Source organism: Streptomyces sp. NPDC002785 (assembly GCF_040295565.1).
GTDB lineage: Bacteria > Actinomycetota > Actinomycetes > Streptomycetales > Streptomycetaceae > Streptomyces.
This window is the reverse complement of the sequence record NZ_JBEOVN010000008.1, coordinates 1-14,344: the sequence shown is the minus strand read 5'-3', so window position 1 is coordinate 14,344 and position 14,344 is coordinate 1. Positions and strand designations below refer to the sequence as shown.

At 69.6% G+C, this 14,344-nt stretch carries 13 protein-coding genes and 1 pseudogene; 8 read left to right on the top strand and 6 right to left on the bottom strand.

Annotated elements, in window-relative coordinates; translation table 11 throughout:
• Positions 1-51 precede the first annotated feature (51 nt).
• On the bottom strand, positions 52-1,029 hold the full coding sequence (locus tag ABTZ94_RS03960; RefSeq protein ID WP_351197205.1) for a hypothetical protein: 978 nt from the start codon (positions 1,027-1,029) through the stop codon (positions 52-54).
• A gap of 149 nt (positions 1,030-1,178) precedes the next feature.
• On the opposite strand from ABTZ94_RS03960, the gene ABTZ94_RS03955 reads away from it, so the two are divergent.
• Genes ABTZ94_RS03955 through ABTZ94_RS03935 form a run of 5 tightly spaced genes read left to right on the top strand, consistent with a single transcriptional unit; the run spans position 1,179 to position 6,277 of the window.
• On the top strand, positions 1,179-2,063 hold the full coding sequence (locus ABTZ94_RS03955) for an ABC transporter substrate-binding protein (RefSeq protein ID WP_351197203.1): 885 nt from the start codon (positions 1,179-1,181) through the stop codon (positions 2,061-2,063).
• An 8-nt stretch (positions 2,064-2,071) separates the two neighbouring features.
• On the top strand, positions 2,072-3,046 hold the full coding sequence (locus ABTZ94_RS03950; protein ID WP_351197201.1) for an amino acid ABC transporter permease: 975 nt from the start codon (positions 2,072-2,074) through the stop codon (positions 3,044-3,046).
• On the top strand, positions 3,043-3,816 hold the full coding sequence (locus ABTZ94_RS03945; RefSeq protein ID WP_351197199.1) for an amino acid ABC transporter ATP-binding protein: 774 nt from the start codon (positions 3,043-3,045) through the stop codon (positions 3,814-3,816). Before ABTZ94_RS03950 ends, ABTZ94_RS03945 begins: the two co-directional genes overlap by 4 nt.
• Positions 3,816-5,435 carry an N-acyl-D-amino-acid deacylase family protein gene (locus ABTZ94_RS03940; RefSeq protein WP_351197197.1) on the top strand — a complete coding sequence of 540 codons (1,620 nt, stop codon included), beginning with the start codon at positions 3,816-3,818 and terminating at the stop codon, positions 5,433-5,435. The genes ABTZ94_RS03945 and ABTZ94_RS03940 overlap by 1 nt, the downstream gene beginning before the upstream one ends.
• On the top strand, positions 5,432-6,277 hold the full coding sequence (locus ABTZ94_RS03935; protein WP_351197195.1) for a serine hydrolase: 846 nt from the start codon (positions 5,432-5,434) through the stop codon (positions 6,275-6,277). Before ABTZ94_RS03940 ends, ABTZ94_RS03935 begins: the two co-directional genes overlap by 4 nt.
• A 19-nt stretch (positions 6,278-6,296) precedes the next feature.
• Here ABTZ94_RS03935 and ABTZ94_RS03930 read toward each other — a convergent pair whose 3' ends face one another.
• The 3 genes from ABTZ94_RS03930 to ABTZ94_RS03920 all read right to left on the bottom strand — a co-directional run bounded on the left by ABTZ94_RS03930 (position 6,297) and on the right by ABTZ94_RS03920 (position 9,508).
• Entirely contained in the window at positions 6,297-7,220 is a 924-nt protein-coding gene (locus ABTZ94_RS03930; protein WP_351197193.1) for a LysR family transcriptional regulator, read from the bottom strand.
• Between the two features lie 9 nt (positions 7,221-7,229).
• A complete protein-coding gene (gene lysA / locus ABTZ94_RS03925) occupies positions 7,230-8,582 on the bottom strand; it encodes a diaminopimelate decarboxylase (RefSeq protein WP_351197191.1) in 1,353 nt (450 codons plus the stop codon).
• Between the two features lie 218 nt (positions 8,583-8,800).
• On the bottom strand, positions 8,801-9,508 hold the full coding sequence (locus tag ABTZ94_RS03920) for a hypothetical protein (protein WP_351197189.1): 708 nt from the start codon (positions 9,506-9,508) through the stop codon (positions 8,801-8,803).
• A 344-nt stretch (positions 9,509-9,852) separates the two neighbouring features.
• Between ABTZ94_RS03920 and ABTZ94_RS03915 the strand changes: the two genes are divergently transcribed.
• Positions 9,853-10,368, top strand: coding sequence for a DUF6630 family protein (locus tag ABTZ94_RS03915; protein ID WP_351197187.1), 516 nt, complete (start codon positions 9,853-9,855; stop codon positions 10,366-10,368).
• 90 nt (positions 10,369-10,458) lie between these two features.
• Here ABTZ94_RS03915 and ABTZ94_RS03910 read toward each other — a convergent pair whose 3' ends face one another.
• Positions 10,459-11,382 (bottom strand): carbohydrate kinase family protein, encoded by a 924-nt coding sequence (locus tag ABTZ94_RS03910; protein WP_351197185.1) that lies wholly within the window; start codon positions 11,380-11,382, stop codon positions 10,459-10,461.
• Between the two features lie 179 nt (positions 11,383-11,561).
• Positions 11,562-13,070, bottom strand: coding sequence for a glutamate synthase subunit beta (locus ABTZ94_RS03905; RefSeq protein WP_351197184.1), 1,509 nt, complete (start codon positions 13,068-13,070; stop codon positions 11,562-11,564).
• A gap of 629 nt (positions 13,071-13,699) precedes the next feature.
• Here ABTZ94_RS03905 and ABTZ94_RS03900 point away from each other — a divergent pair.
• Together ABTZ94_RS03900 and ABTZ94_RS03895 are read left to right on the top strand one after the other, a co-directional pair.
• A complete protein-coding gene (locus ABTZ94_RS03900) occupies positions 13,700-13,831 on the top strand; it encodes a hypothetical protein (protein WP_351197183.1) in 132 nt (43 codons plus the stop codon).
• Between the two features lie 73 nt (positions 13,832-13,904).
• A pseudogene (locus tag ABTZ94_RS03895) lies at positions 13,905-14,267 on the top strand (MFS transporter); the annotation flags it as partial.
• Positions 14,268-14,344 lie beyond the last annotated feature (77 nt).

Genomic DNA, 14,344 nt, shown 5'->3' with positions numbered 1-14,344 from the left:
CCGCTATCCGATCGAAGGCCACCCGACAGGCTCTGAGCCGTGGCGCGGGCATCAGCTCGCGAATCCCACGTGCACATGGTCGTGATGGGTGTTGTCGGTGAAGAACTGATTCGCCGTCGCACCCCCGGAGACCTGGAACGGTCCGCCGACGTTGTACGAGCCGGCCGCCGCCCCATCCCGCATGAACGACTCGATCAACCGGCGCGACGTGGCCGGATCGACGACCAAGTGCCCGTCGATCCGCCATACGTCGAAGGCCCTGCCCGCCGGATGGTCGCTGGGCCGATCGGTACCGAACACATGCAGCGGGTGCCCGGAGCGGATCACGCTGATGTCGATCCGGTACGTACCGGCCAGCCCCAACAGGGCCCGCAGTACCGTCGGGTGGATGTGTCCGCTACGGATGTCGGCCTGCGCCGCGGGCGGCAGGCCGATCCGCGGTTCGTCCAGCACCTTCCTCGCCGCCGTGGGCAGCGACGCCGCGGCGGCACCGGGGCGGGCCGGGTGGAGCGCGGTGACCTCCCAGCGGGGCCGCGCCCGGCTCAGCCGCACGTCGACGGTCGTACCCCCCGCATGTCCGGGGGTCCACTGACGGCACACCACCATCACACTGGCCGAGTCCGCCAGAATCCCGCCGTACTGCGCGTCGATCACCTGGAGCGCGGCCTCGTCCGCGTCGGGCCGCAGCGGGCCCGCCCGGTCCACCAGTGACAGCGGGGCCCCCAGCGCGGCCACCCGTCTCTTCGCCGCTGCCGCACCGCCCTGCCCGGCGGGCCAGGCACCGATCGCCTCCACCACCTGTACGGCGCGCAGCTTCACCGTGGGGTCCACGTCGCCGCGGCCGGGGCGCCAGGCCGTGGTCGCCGGCAAGGACGAGCGCGGGGACGGCGACGCGGATACCGGCGTGGCCGGGGATACGGACGTGGCCGGGCCTGCCTCGGTTCGCGAGGCTGCCGAGCAGCCCGTGGTTCCCGCCAGCAGCCCACCGGTGCCGAGCAGCAGTGCACGTCGGCCGAGCGGTTGTCGCATGCGATGCCCCAATCCCGTCCGGCCCTCGTGCACCTGGGCCCGGACCCGTACAGATTTCGATGGTCAGGCATGAATAGCTTCATCATCTTCCATTCACCCGGGCTCGACTGCCAGCATCGGCGCACCGCCACCCCGTGAGGGAGAATCCGATGAATCGTCCCCGTTCCCTGCGCTGCCTGGCAGCCCTGGCCGTGATGGCCCTCGCGGCCACCGCCTGTGGACGCTCCGGCCAGGGCGACGCCCCGTCCGGCAGTGCCTCGCAGGCCGCCGCCGGCCGGACCGCAGCCGAGCTGCTGCCTGCTCAGTACCGGCAGAAGGGTGTGCTGCGGGTGGCCACCGCGGTGGGATATCCGCCGATGGAGATGTACGAACCCGGGACCACCCGGCTCACAGGTGTCGACCCCGACCTGGCCAAGGCCATCGCCGAGCGGCTGAAGCTGAAGCTCGAACTCACCAACGCCGCCTTCGACGGGCTGATCCCAGGTCTGGAGTCCGGACGCTTCGACCTGGTCATGTCCTCCATGACGGACAGTGCCCAGCGGCGTCAGGCGGTCGACTTCGTCGACTACTTCCGCACCGGCGGCGTCATCATGACGAAGAAGGGCAACCCGCAGGACATCAAGTCCCTCGCGGACCTGTGCGGCAAGACCGTCGTCCTCGCCAAGGGCAGCTCGAACCTCCACATCGGCGAAGAACAGAACGCCAAGTGCCAGGAGAAGATGCGGATCTCGCAGAGCGAGGACGCACCGACCGGGCTGCTGCAGCTGGACAGCGGACGCGCGGTCGCGACGATCGTCGACTATCCCGTCGCCAAGATGTTCACCAAGAAGAGCAGCGCGTACGAGGTCCTGCCGCGGCAGTACGGCACCGCCCCCTGGGGCATCGCGGCCGCGAAGAACCAGGGCGGCCTGCGCGACGCCGTCCACAAGGCCCTGCAGGAACTGATCGACAACGGCGGTTACAAGAAGATCCTCGACACCTGGGGAGTCGGCGACAGCGCCGTAGCCGCGGCCACCGTCAACGACGGGCAGTGAGAACGGACATGAGCCACCAGAAAACGCCCGGCGCCGCCCTCGGTGCGGCACCGGACGTCACCCCCGTCGACGGGACACCGCAGGAGGACGACCTCTCCCTCCAGGTGACCAAACGCCCTCGCCCCGGGCGCTGGCTGGCGGTACTCGCCGCCGCACTGTTCGCGGTGTGGCTCGCCTACACCGTCATCGTCAACCCCAATCTGCACTGGGACATCGTCGCCAAGTACCAGTTCGACGGCGTGATCCTCGATGGCCTCGCGGTGACCATTCAGCTCACCCTCGTCTCGATGGTTCTCGGCATCGCCATCGGGGTCGTCGTCGCGGTGATGCAGCTTTCCGACAGTCCGGTTCTGCGTCTCACCGCAGGTGCCTACACCTGGTTCTTCCGGGGCACCCCGCTGCTGGTCCAGCTCATCTTCTGGTTCAACCTGGCCTTGCTGTTCCCGGAGATCAGCATCGGTATCCCCTTCGACGGCCCCAAACTCATCAGCTGGCAGTCCAACCAGGTCATCACCGGTTTCGTGGCGGCGCTGCTCGGCCTGTCCATCAACGAGGGCGCCTATATGGCCGAGATCGTGCGGGCCGGCATCCAGAGCGTGGACCCAGGCCAGCGCGAGGCAGGTGCGTCCATCGGCATGTCGAACCGTCAGATCCTTTCCCGGGTCATCCTTCCGCAGGCGATGCGGGTCATCATCCCGCCGTTCGGCAACCAGTTCATCTCCATGCTCAAGACGACCTCGCTGGTCTCGGTCATCGCCGGCGCCGATCTGATGACCGTCTCCCAGCACCTCTACCTCGCCAACTTCGAAGTGGTCGCGCTGCTCCTGGTGGCTTCGCTCTGGTACCTGCTCCTCACCACGATCGCCAGCATCGGCCAGCACGCCGTCGAACGCCGCTACAGCCCCGGCGCCGCTCCGCCACTGCGACGCAGGGTCCTGGCCAATCTCGTACCCGGGCGCACCAAGAAGGGGGCAGCGGCATGAACGACGTGATTCTCAGGGCCCGCGGGGTCCGCAAACGATTCGGTGACACCGAGGTGCTGAAAGGCATCGATCTCGAAGTCCGCAGCGGCGAGGTGCTCTGTGTCATAGGCCCCTCCGGGTCCGGGAAGTCCACGCTGCTGCGCTGTTTCAACCACCTTGAGCGGATCGACGCGGGGCGGGTGTGGATGGACGGTGAACTGATCGGCTACGAACAGCACGGCCCGTCCGGCCGCGTGCTGCGCGAGCGTCGTGCCCGCGACATCCGACGCCAGCGCGAGCGGATCGGCATGGTGTTCCAGCGGTTCCACCTGTTCCCGCACCGCACAGCGGTGCAGAACGTGATGGAGGGGCCGGTCGCCGTCAAGGGCCGGTCCCGTGCGCAGGCCGAGAAGCAGGCCCGGCAACTGCTGGCCGACGTCGGTCTTGCCGACCGGGCGGACCACTACCCGGGCCAGCTGTCCGGCGGGCAGCAGCAGCGCGTGGCGATCGCCCGCGCACTGGCCATGGAGCCCACGCTCATGCTCTTCGACGAACCCACCTCCGCCCTCGATCCCGAACTCGTCGGTGAGGTCCTGGGGGTCATGCGCGACTTGGCCCGCAGCGGAATGACGATGGTCGTGGTCACTCACGAGATGGGCTTCGCCCGCGAGGTCGCCGACCGCGTCCTGTTCATGGATCAGGGCGCCGTGGTCGAGGCCGGGAGACCGGACCTGCTGTTCACCGACCCGCGGCACGACCGCACGCGGGCCTTCCTGTCGACGGTGCTGTGATGGGCCGCCCCATCGATCTGCTGCTGCGCGGCGGAACGCTCGTCGACGGAACCGGCGCCCCCGCCAGGGAGGCGGACATCGCGGTGGTGGACGGGCGGATCGCCGTACTCCCCGCCGGCACCCCGGCCGCGGCGGCCGAGACCCTCGATGTGACCGGCCGGGCCGTCACTCCCGGCTTCATCGATGTGCACACGCACTCCGACGCCCTCGCGGCACCCCACGGCGCCGACGGCGCCACGGAGCCGATCGACGATCTGCGCCTCGCGCCGCTGCTCCAGGGCGTCACCACGGAGATCTGCGGCAACTGCGGGACCAGCCTGTTCCCCTCGCTCCCGGAACGGCTGCCGGTACTCGCCGAGCATCTCAGGGTGACGTTCGGGCTCGGACCGGTGCGGCCCGCGGTGGACTTCGACGCATTCGCCGCCGGACAGGACCCTGCCCTGCGCCACACCCATATCGCCTCGCTCGTCGGCCACGGCACGCTCCGCGCCGGAGTGATGGGCTTCGAGGCCCGACCGCCCCGTCCCGACGAGCTGGACACCATGTGCGCGCTGCTGGACCGGGCGCTGGCCCAGGGGGCGGCCGGTCTGTCCACCGGGCTGATCTACCCGCCCGGCACCTACGCCGACACCGAGGAGATCGTCGCGCTGGCCAGGGTCGCCGCCCGTCACGGCAAGCCCTACGTCACCCATCTGCGCGACGAGATGTCACAGGTGGAGTCCGCCCTGGAGGAGGCCCTGGAGATCGCGGTGCGCTCCGGCGCCCCGCTGCAGATCTCCCACCACAAGACCGCGGGCCGGCACGCCTGGGGCGCCACGCTGCGCACCCTGCCACGGCTGGAACAGGCCCGCGCCGACGGCGTGGACGTGCTGTGCGACGTCTATCCGTATACCGCGGGAAGCACCGTCCTGCACGCCATGCTGCCCCCGTGGACCAGCGAGGGCGGGGTCGGCGCCCTGCTGGAACGGCTGCGCCGGCCTGAAACGCGCGACCGGATCAGGAGGGACATCGCTCAGGGCGTCAAGGGGTGGGAGAACACTGTGGGAAACGGTGGCTGGGATCTCATCACGGTGGCCGCCGCGCAGGCGCATCCGGAGGCCGAGGGCCGCAGCGTCGCCGATCTCGCCACCGAGCGCGGCGTCCACCCGGTCGACTACGCGTGCGATCTGTTGCTGGCCGAGCAGGGCGAAGTGACCATCATCAGCCATTCCATGCGTGAGGACGACGTCCGCCGGGTGCTCGCCAGTCCGCTGTCGATGATCGGCTCGGACGGCGTCCCCAAACCCGGTCGGCCGCATCCGCGTTGGGCGGGGAGTTTCGCCCGCGTACTCGGCCATTACGGCCGCGACGAGCAGCTGCTCCCGCTGGAGAACGCGGTACACAAGATGACCGGACTGCCGGCCCGGCGGTTCGGACTCGCCGGCCGCGGTGTGGTCCGCGACGGCGCCCTCGCCGATCTGGTCGTGCTCGACCCGGCGTCGGTACGCGACGGCGCCACTTTCGACCGTCCCCTGCTCGCGCCCGAAGGCATCGATACCGTCGTGGTGGCGGGACGGGTCGCGGCAAGAGGTGGCTGCCCGACCGCGGTGAGAGCGGGAGAAGTGGTGAGGATCCGATGAGTCTGGCCCAAGTGGCAGCGGCGGCACGGCGCTCGGCCGCGCTGCCGCTCACCCTGGCTGTCGCCGCCGTCGACATCGACGGCGGCGAGACGGCGGGGGTCGACGAGCACGCCGTGCTGCCGGTCGCGTCCGCCTCGAAACTGCTGCTGCTCGCCGAGGTCGCACGCCGGCTGGACACCGGGGAGCTGCTTGCCGACAAAACCGTGGAAGTCCTCGACGAGGACGTGGCGGACGGTACGGGCCTGCTGCGCCGGATGAGCAGGCGCGGCTGGACCGTCGAGGATCTGGCCTGGCTGACCGCTTCGGTGAGCGACAACACCGCCACCAACGCACTGCTGCGCCTGGTGGGGCGCGAGTCCACGGCCCGGCTGGCGCAGGAGCTCGGGCTCGACCGCCTCACGCTGCACGACAAGGTCCGTGACATCCGGGGCCCCGACGTGCCGCCCGTCTTCGCCACCGGCACCGCGAAGGACCTGGCGCGGCTGGTGACGCATGCGGTACGCGGCACGATGAGCTCTCCCGCGGCCTCCGCACGGCTGCTGCACTGGATGCGCGCCAATACCGACCACGGCCTGGTCCCGGCCCTGGTGGATCACGACCCTTACGCCCCGGACTTCCCGAACCCGCTGCCCAACGGGCTCCTGGTGGCCAACAAGACCGGCACCGACACCGGGGTCCGCGCCGACGCCGGTGTCATCGTCGGGCGGCGTCGGCTGGCGTACGCGGTGGTGGCGCACTGGGACCCGGCGCTGGGCCACAGCACACAGCGGGCCGCGGTGCACGCCATCCGGGACGTCGGCCGCACCCTCGCGGCCTGCGCCCGACGCCGCGCCGCCGGATGAGAGCGGCGCACCCCACCGGTCAGGACCACTGCATCTCCAGCAGCGACCGGATCTCCTCGGCCGCCGACCGCAGCTCCGCGAGGAAAATCCGCAGCAGCGGGTTGCGGTTGGTCGGCCGGGTGGCGACCCCGATCTGCCGGTGCAGTCGGGGATGGTCCAGTCGGCAGACGTGCACACCCGTGGTGTCGCCGAGTCCGAGGGCCGGGACAAGTGCGATACCCATGCCCGCGCGGGCCAGGTTGATCGTGACCTGGTAGTGATCGCTGCGGCAGCGGACCCGCGGCCGGAACCCTTCGGCCGCGCATGCGCGTTCCAGGACCGGCTCGCCGGTGTGCCCGCCGTGCGTACCGATCCAGCTCTCCCCTTCCAGAGCGGCAAGCCGGACCTCGGTACGCCGCCCGAGCCGGTGCCGCAACGGCAGGACCACCAGCTGCGGCTCGTCGAAGAACATCTCCACGTCCACGGCCGCATGCCGGCACCAGGGGTCCAGCGGATGTTCGAAGACGACCGCCGCATCCAGCCGGCCCGCCTCCAGATCGGGCACCAGCTCGTGCGGCTGCCCCAGGATCAGCTCAAGCTCGACCTGGGGCCGCTCGGCCGCGAAGGCCGACAGCGCCCGGGGCAGCAGCTCCAGGCCCGAGGAAGCGAAGAATCCCAGCCGCAGTACACCTGCGTCGCCTTGGGAGTGCGCCCGCAGATCGTCCTGAGCGACAGCCATCAGGTCGGCAACGGCCTGTGCGTGCTCGGCCAGTCGCACACCGGCCGCCGTCAGCCGCAGGCTCTGCGGCTGACGCTCCACCAACGGCACTGCGAGTTCCTGCTCCAGCCGGGCGAGTTGATGCGAGACCGCGGAAGGGCTCAGATGCAGCGCCTGGGCCGCGGCCACGATGGTGCCCGTGCGGGCTATTTCCAGCAGGACGAGCAGTCGGGCACTGTTCAGCATCGGGTCAGGTTAGGCCGTGCCTGCGCACTGCGCCGCGTCGGCCCCCGACTGTTCCGTCGTCGGAGGCGCGATGAGCCCGGCGGGCTCGTCCACGTCCAGGCGCAGCAGGTCCTCCTCGGTCTCCCGCCGCACCACGGTGCGGGCACGGCCATCGGAAACGAAGACGACAGCGGGGCGCGGCAACTTGTTGTAGTTGGACGCCATGGCGTATCCGTATGCGCCGGTGACCGGCGTGGCCAGGAGATCACCCACCGCGACTCCGGCCGGCAGGGCGGCGTCGTCGACGATCACGTCACCGCTCTCGCAGTGTTTGCCGACCAGCCGTGCCCGCAGCGGTCGCGGTGCGCGGGGGCGGCCCGGCAGGAACACTTCGTAGCGGCTGCCGTACAGGGCGGGGCGCAGATTGTCGCTCATCCCGCCGTCGACGCTGACGTATGTCCGCACGCCCTCGATCCGCTTGATCGTGCCCACCCGGTACAGGGTCAGCCCCGCGCGGGCGGCGATGGACCGGCCGGGCTCCACCGTCACGTCGCCGCTCCAGCCCGCCTCGCGCACCGCGGTGCGCACCCGGGACGCCCAGTCGGCGAACGAGGGCACGGTCTGCCCCGCCTCGTACGCGACTCCGAGGCCGCCGCCGACGGTGAGCCGGTGCACCCCTGTCTCCGCGGCGAACCGTGCGACAGCCGCGGCTCCTGCCGCGAGCTCCGCCGTGTCCAGCACCTGGGAGCCCACATGCGCATGGACGCCCTCCAGGATCATCGCCGGGGAGCCGCAGGCCCGCCGCACGGCGGCTGCGGCGGTTGCGCCGACGAGGCCGAAGCCGAACTTCGAATCGTTGCCACCGGTACGGATCGCCTCGTGTGCGCCTGCGGCGACACCGGGCGCCACCCGCAACTGGACCCGGGCGGGCGGTAGTTGTTCCTCGGCGTGCAGGCGCTCGATGCGGTCCATCTCATCGAAGCTGTCGACCACCACGTGCCGCACGCCGGCCGACATCGCCGTGCGCAGCTCCGCCTCGTCCTTGTTGTTGCCGTGCAGCACGATCCGTCCGGCCGGAACACCCGCGTGCAGCGCCACCCGCAGCTCGCCGCCGGAGGCGACATCGAGCAACATCCCCTCCTCATGGGCCAGTCGGGCCATGGCCGTACACAGGAAGGCCTTGGAGGCGTATGCGACGTTGTCCTGGCCGAAGGCGGCGACCGCCTCCCGGCAGCGTCGGCGCAGGTGCTCCTCGTCGTACACGAAGAGTGGTGTTCCCAAGCGCTGTGCAAGTTCGGTGAGCAGGACCCCTCCGACGGCGAGCCCGTCCGGACGGATCTCGGAAGTAAAGGGCAGCAGACCCGTTTCGATTGCTGACGACATGGTTCCTCCCCGTAGGCCGGTTTCTCCGCCATCCTGCGGCCTGCACAAGGGGTCACAAAAGCGCATTCTTCTGTGGCTGAGCCTCATGTCTTTCGATGCTCGTGCCGTGTCGAGGGCTGGGGGAAGGGCCTCGTACCGGGCCGGGGAACTCCCGTCACAAGGTCGTGATCAGTCCTCCGCCCGCCGATTCAGTCGCCCCGGAGGGCGCCGACAGGCTCTCAGAGCCGTTGGATCTGCGCAGCCGCTTGGACCCAGTGCCAGTTGACCGGCGTCCACTGCTTCTTCAGCGCTGCGCGCTCCTTGGCATACCCGCGCAGGGCCGCTTCCACGACCGGCCCCAGATCGCCCAGGTCGTCGGGGACGGGCACGCGCAGGATCAGGTGCTGCTTGTTGTGCACGAGCAGGAGTTCGCCGGCCGGCGAGCAGGCCATCGGCGTGAAGTGGGTCAGCGGTTTGTATGTCTTCGACCCGGTGTCCAGTTTGGCCCGCAGGTGGCCTCCCTTCTTCCATGCGTAGAGGCCGTACCGGTTGAGGTGGAAGGCACGGCCGCGGCCCGGGTCGGCGACCACGTTGAAGCAGAAGCCGGTGAACGGGCTGTCCCGCCACGAATCCATCCCACGCAGACGGCCCGTCATCTCCCCCTGGTCGTTGAGAAGAGCGAAGACGAACGGCTGGCCCCTGCTGCCGCCGCGGAAGGTGCGGGCGAAGACCGGAACGACGAACAGGTCGTCGGAGAGCGGCGCGGGCCGGCCGAGCTCGGACCCGTCCCACGTGGCGGCGTTCGTCTCCGGCGTCAGCAGCTCCGTCAATGACGGCCTCGGCCGGTTGCCCAGGCCCATCGGCTCCCCTCGGAACCGGACATGGGGCCGCAGGTCGTCCTCGGTGTGACAGCTTGGCTCGGGGGCGAGCGAGGCGATCGCCCGCACGGTCGGTTTGGATTCCGGGGTCAGGACGCCGTCCGCCAGCCCGACGATGTTCGCGATGCTGCTGCCGTACCGGTGAACCGTTCCTAACCAGTGTGCGCGGACAGGTCGATGCCGTGGTGGTCCACGAGCGAGTCGGGCAATGCCAGGGGCATTGCAACATGGCTGACATTCTGTGCCAAGCGACTGACAGTCCGTTTCTCCACGCTCCGATCACGCCTCGCCAACGTGATCAGCAGCAACTCGGTTGTCATACCTCCGTGCCAAACTTCGTCACGGCCGCGCCGAAGAGCGCGTCCTCACCCGGTATCGGCCGCAGCCGCTCGGCTGCCGAAGGAGTGCACACCATGTCCAAAACCGACGCTGTCCGCACGTCCCTGGCAGCCATGGCTTCACTTCTGGCGCCTGCCCATCCGGCCGTCGCCGAGCAGGTACTGCACGCCCACGACGATCCCGAGCGCTATGTGCGAACCCACGCGGACCGACTGGCGGACCGGGGCATCGACGAGCCCTTCCCGAATCTCGCCTGGATAGCGCTCGTCGATGCCCTGGACGAGCACCAGCTGCTCGCGGAGTTCGACTGGAAGGAGGGATCGGACGAGATCCGGGCCCAGCTGGGGAGGCTTGTCTCCCGTCCGTCCGTGGATCCGCGGGTGCTGTTCGACGCCGACGACATATTCCTGCCGACCCATGAGTTCCTGGAGGTCTGCGGTCGGCGCTACCGCGAGGTCGGCGCGGCGCTTGCCGTTCTCGACATTGATTCGGACTGCTATCCGGTGGTGTGTCTGCGCACCGCGCGGGCCGAGGAGCTGACAGCACTCGCAGATCGTGCGGGCTTCGCCGCCCGGATTCTCGGAGCCTGAGGGCTGTCCGCTTCATCGTTCGGTTGCCGCCGCGGGCAACATGTGGGGTGGGTCGCTGCCCGCGGCGTCCGGGGCACGCCCGGAGGTCTGCTAACTCCTGCTTCGGACCTGATCCGCCGCCAGAAGGGCCTCCTCGGCAATGAGGGCGGTGGAGCCCGGAGCCGTGCAGGCGTGGGCGCCCGCCACCGCGCCCAGGCGGGCGCATTCCAGGGCGTCCCGGCCCAGGAGTCTCCCGTAGAGGAAGCCGCAGACGAAGGCGTCACCCGCGCCGTTGGAGTCCACCACCGATGCCGGCGGAACGGCTGCCGGGATGTGGTGCGCAACCGTGCCGCTGTCCCTGGTGAGGACATAGGAGCCGTCTGCGCCCGCCGTGACGACGACGGTGTCCGCGCGGCCCTCGCGGAGGATCTCCCCCATCAGGGCGGTGGCGTCCTCGCCCGCGCCCGCCGCGCTGAGGAAGACGAGGTCGGAGCGGAGCGCGAACTCCCGGTGGTGGTCGGCCAGTCCGTCCCAGTCGTGCAGATCCGTGGAGACGGGGACACCGAGATCCTCGATGTCGTCGTAGAGGAACCGCGCGAAATTCATGATGGAGAGGTGGACGTGGCGGGTGCGCCGCAGCCGGGGGAGATAGAAGTCCCGGGGCATCCGCAGATCGGCCGGGTCCCGGGCATCGTAGAAAGACATCCGGCGTCCGGTCGCGTCCACCAGGTTGACCGCGCGACGGGTGCCCGCCGGGGAGATCAGCGGGACGAACTCCACGTCCCCGTCGGCCAGCCGCTCACGCAGCTGCGCGCCCGTCGAGTCGTCGCCGATGCAGTCGAGCAGCGCGACCTTCAGGCCGAGTGCCCGGGTGCCGAGGGCCACGTTCCCTCCGGTGTGGCCGGGCCACTCCTCGATCGGCCCTACATGGACCGAGTCGGCGAGCGGGACCGGCAGGGAGTCGACGCGGACAATGGTGTCCACCCCGCTGCCTCCGACCACCAGGACGTCGTACTCCGCATGCTGTTGGATCACTGCTCCGCCTCTCTGTTCCCGCCGCGGCCCAGTATGGCGTGGGTACGGGGTACGGTTCGGCGCTTGTCGCAGTCGTGAACGTCGCGCTCCTTCCGTGGCCGACGCTCTCCGGTGTCCGGCACCGGCACGCGCCGGTCGCTGCGGCGAGCAGCGCGTCGGCAGTGATGTGCTGGAGGCGCTCAGGCAACCAGGGGCCGGTCCTGTGGGGCGATGGGCGCCAAAAGCACTGTTGAGCCGTTCAGATAGCGGTCCGTCGCGGCCGCGACGGACCGTCCCTCGGCAATGGCCCACACCACGAGGGACTGGCCACGTCCCGCGTCACCGGCGATGAACACCCCGCCGCTCCCGGCTCGGGCTGTCCGCTCGGCCGGCTCCGCCGATTCGGCCGCGAAGGCGGCGTTCCGGGCGAAGTTTCCCCGGTCGTCCAGCGTGAGCCGGAGCTGCCGCATCAGACCGGTGCCCCGTTCGGGACCGAAGAAGCCGAGGGCGAGCAGGACCAGATCCGCCGGGATCACACGTTCCGTCTCCAGCCGCGGCCTTCTGCCCTCGGGCTCCACTTCCGCCAGGCGCAGCGCGCGCACCTGGCCGGACCGGTCCCCGTCGAAGCAGAGGGTGGCGGAGGAAAAGACTCTCGGATCCGGGCCCTCTCGCCCCCGGGCCTCTTCGTGAGCGTGGGATATCCGATAGACCTTGGGGTACACGGGCCAGGGCTCGGTGTCCCGTCGGGTGTCACCGGGCTCCGGATTGATGTCCAACTGCACGACGGAGGCGGCACCCTGACGCAGGACGGTGCCCAGACAGTCCGAGCCGGTGTCCCCACCACCGATGATCACCACGTGTTTGCCCTCGGCGGTGACGACAGGCACGTCGTGGTCGCCCTCCGCGACCCGGTTGGCCAGGGTCAGGTAGTCCATGGCCTGGTGGATGCCGTAGAGCTCACGGCCCGGGACGGGGAGCTCCCGTTGTCCCGTGGCTCCGACGGCGATGACGACCGCGTCGTGTCGCTCCACGAGCTCGGTGGCGTCGAGATCGCTGCCGATGTCCACATCTGTGCGGAACTTGGTGCCCTCCGCCCGCATCTGCTCGATACGGCGGTCCAGGTGGCGCTTCTCCATCTTGAACGCGGGGATGCCGTAGCGCAGCAGCCCGCCGATACGGTCGGCGCGCTCGTAGACGGCGACGGTGTGACCGACGCGGGTGAGTTGTTGTGCTGCCGCCAGTCCCGCGGGACCGGAACCGACGATGGCGACGGTCTTGCCGCTGAGCCGCCCGGGCGGTTGCGGCGTCGCGTACCCACGCGCCCAGATCTGGTCGGCGATCGCCTGTTCGACATTCTTGATCGTCACCGGATCGGCATTGATGGTGAGCACGCAAGCGTCCTCACACGGCGCCGGGCACAGCCGCCCGGTGAACTCCGGAAAGTTGTTCGTCGCGTGCAGTCGCTCGGCCGCCGCCCACCAGTCGCCCTTCCTCGCGTATGCGTTCCACTCGGGAATGAGGTTTCCCAGCGGGCAGCCGCTGTGGCAGAACGGTATGCCGCAGTCCATGCAACGCCCCGCCTGCTCGGACACGAGCGGAAGTCGCACCTGTCCCGCGTAGACCTCGTTCCAGTCGCTCAGCCGTTCCTGGACGGGGCGCGCAGGGACGGGCCGACGGGGGGTCCTGAGGAAGCCGTAGGGGTCGGTCATGCGCCGCCTCCGTCGCTCACTCGCGGTGCACAGGCGTTACGGCCAGACTACGCCTGCATACCACTACGACCACCTGTACGGTGCAGCGGTTCCAACGCAAGCCTGGGGGGCTGCACGGGTGAGCCCGGCCGATTTCACGGTGCTTCGCCTGTACGGGTGGTGCATCCCTGGCCACGGTCGTAGCGTCGACTCAGGAACAACTGCTGGAAAGGGCGCCACCACCGACGACTGCTTCTGGCGTGCAGACTGCAGCGCGCGGGGCGGGTCAGGCGTACCCGGAGGGCCGCCCGGGCTCGGAAAGAGGCAGCTGGGGAGCCGATATGCCAAGAGACACGCTCAGAACAGCGGTCATGCTGTGTGCTGCTGCCGCACTCGCAGCAGGGGTAGTACCAGCATCCGCATCCGCACAGTCACGCTCGGCCGCTCGTGTAGTGGCCGTCGACTGCTTCTGGAATTCACAAGTGCGCCCCGACGACTTCTTGCTCGCCTGCGGGGACGGCAACAACCGCCTTATCTCACTCCGATGGTCCGATTGGGGACGTACGTCGGCTGTGGGTGGCGGACTCGACGCAGTGAATGACTGTCAGCCCTACTGTGCGGCAGGCAAGTTCCACTCCTACCCCGTCACCGTGAGGCTCGACCGCCCGAAGTCCTGGCAGAAGCACCCTGAGCTACAGCACTTCACCCGGCTGCAACTCACCTACACCGACGACCGGCCGTCGCACACGCAGCGGCACGTGACTTACAAGCTCTGGGAATGACGCTCAAGTCCGTCGGGGGTGACCGCCGGACCGGCGCTCGTGCCGGGCACCGTTCGACGAGGTCGCTCGTAGCGTGGTGAACGCAGGCAGTGGTCGGCGATGGGGCTGTCCGGCCGCGGCAGTGGTTTTCGCCATCGGGATGGCCGGGACCACCCTGCCCACACCGTTGTACGGGCTCTACCAGGAACGGATCGGGTTCTCCGAGCTGACGGTGACCGTTGTCTTCGCCGTGTATGCGGTCGCGGTCATCACCGTGCTTCTGGTGGCGGGAAACTACTCCGACGAGGTCGGCCGCAGACCGGTGCTCCTGTGCGCCATGGCTTTTTCGGCCGCGAGTGCGGGTTGCTTCCTGCTGCAGAGCGGTCTGCCTCTGCTCTTCGCGGGGCGGCTGTTGTCCGGCTGCGCGGCCGGCCTGCTGAGAGCCTGTCGGGTGGCTGATCATGCGTGATGCGTGACGGTCGTGATCTGCCTTCCGGGCATGGCGACGGCCCCGGAATGATCACGTGGTGTGTG

What these genes read in the sequence shown, in the direction of transcription:
- ABTZ94_RS03960 (WP_351197205.1), bottom strand. Translation starts at nt 1,029, where the DNA reads ATGCGACAACCGCTCGGCCGACGTGCACTGCTGCTCGGCACCGGTGGG.
- ABTZ94_RS03955 (WP_351197203.1), top strand. Translation starts at nt 1,179, where the DNA reads ATGAATCGTCCCCGTTCCCTGCGCTGCCTGGCAGCCCTGGCCGTGATG.
- ABTZ94_RS03950 (WP_351197201.1), top strand. Translation starts at nt 2,072, where the DNA reads ATGAGCCACCAGAAAACGCCCGGCGCCGCCCTCGGTGCGGCACCGGAC.
- ABTZ94_RS03945 (WP_351197199.1), top strand. Translation starts at nt 3,043, where the DNA reads ATGAACGACGTGATTCTCAGGGCCCGCGGGGTCCGCAAACGATTCGGT.
- ABTZ94_RS03940 (WP_351197197.1), top strand. Translation starts at nt 3,816, where the DNA reads ATGGGCCGCCCCATCGATCTGCTGCTGCGCGGCGGAACGCTCGTCGAC.
- ABTZ94_RS03935 (WP_351197195.1), top strand. Translation starts at nt 5,432, where the DNA reads ATGAGTCTGGCCCAAGTGGCAGCGGCGGCACGGCGCTCGGCCGCGCTG.
- ABTZ94_RS03930 (WP_351197193.1), bottom strand. Translation starts at nt 7,220, where the DNA reads ATGCTGAACAGTGCCCGACTGCTCGTCCTGCTGGAAATAGCCCGCACG.
- lysA (WP_351197191.1), bottom strand. Translation starts at nt 8,582, where the DNA reads ATGTCGTCAGCAATCGAAACGGGTCTGCTGCCCTTTACTTCCGAGATC.
- ABTZ94_RS03915 (WP_351197187.1), top strand. Translation starts at nt 9,853, where the DNA reads ATGTCCAAAACCGACGCTGTCCGCACGTCCCTGGCAGCCATGGCTTCA.
- ABTZ94_RS03905 (WP_351197184.1), bottom strand. Translation starts at nt 13,070, where the DNA reads ATGACCGACCCCTACGGCTTCCTCAGGACCCCCCGTCGGCCCGTCCCT.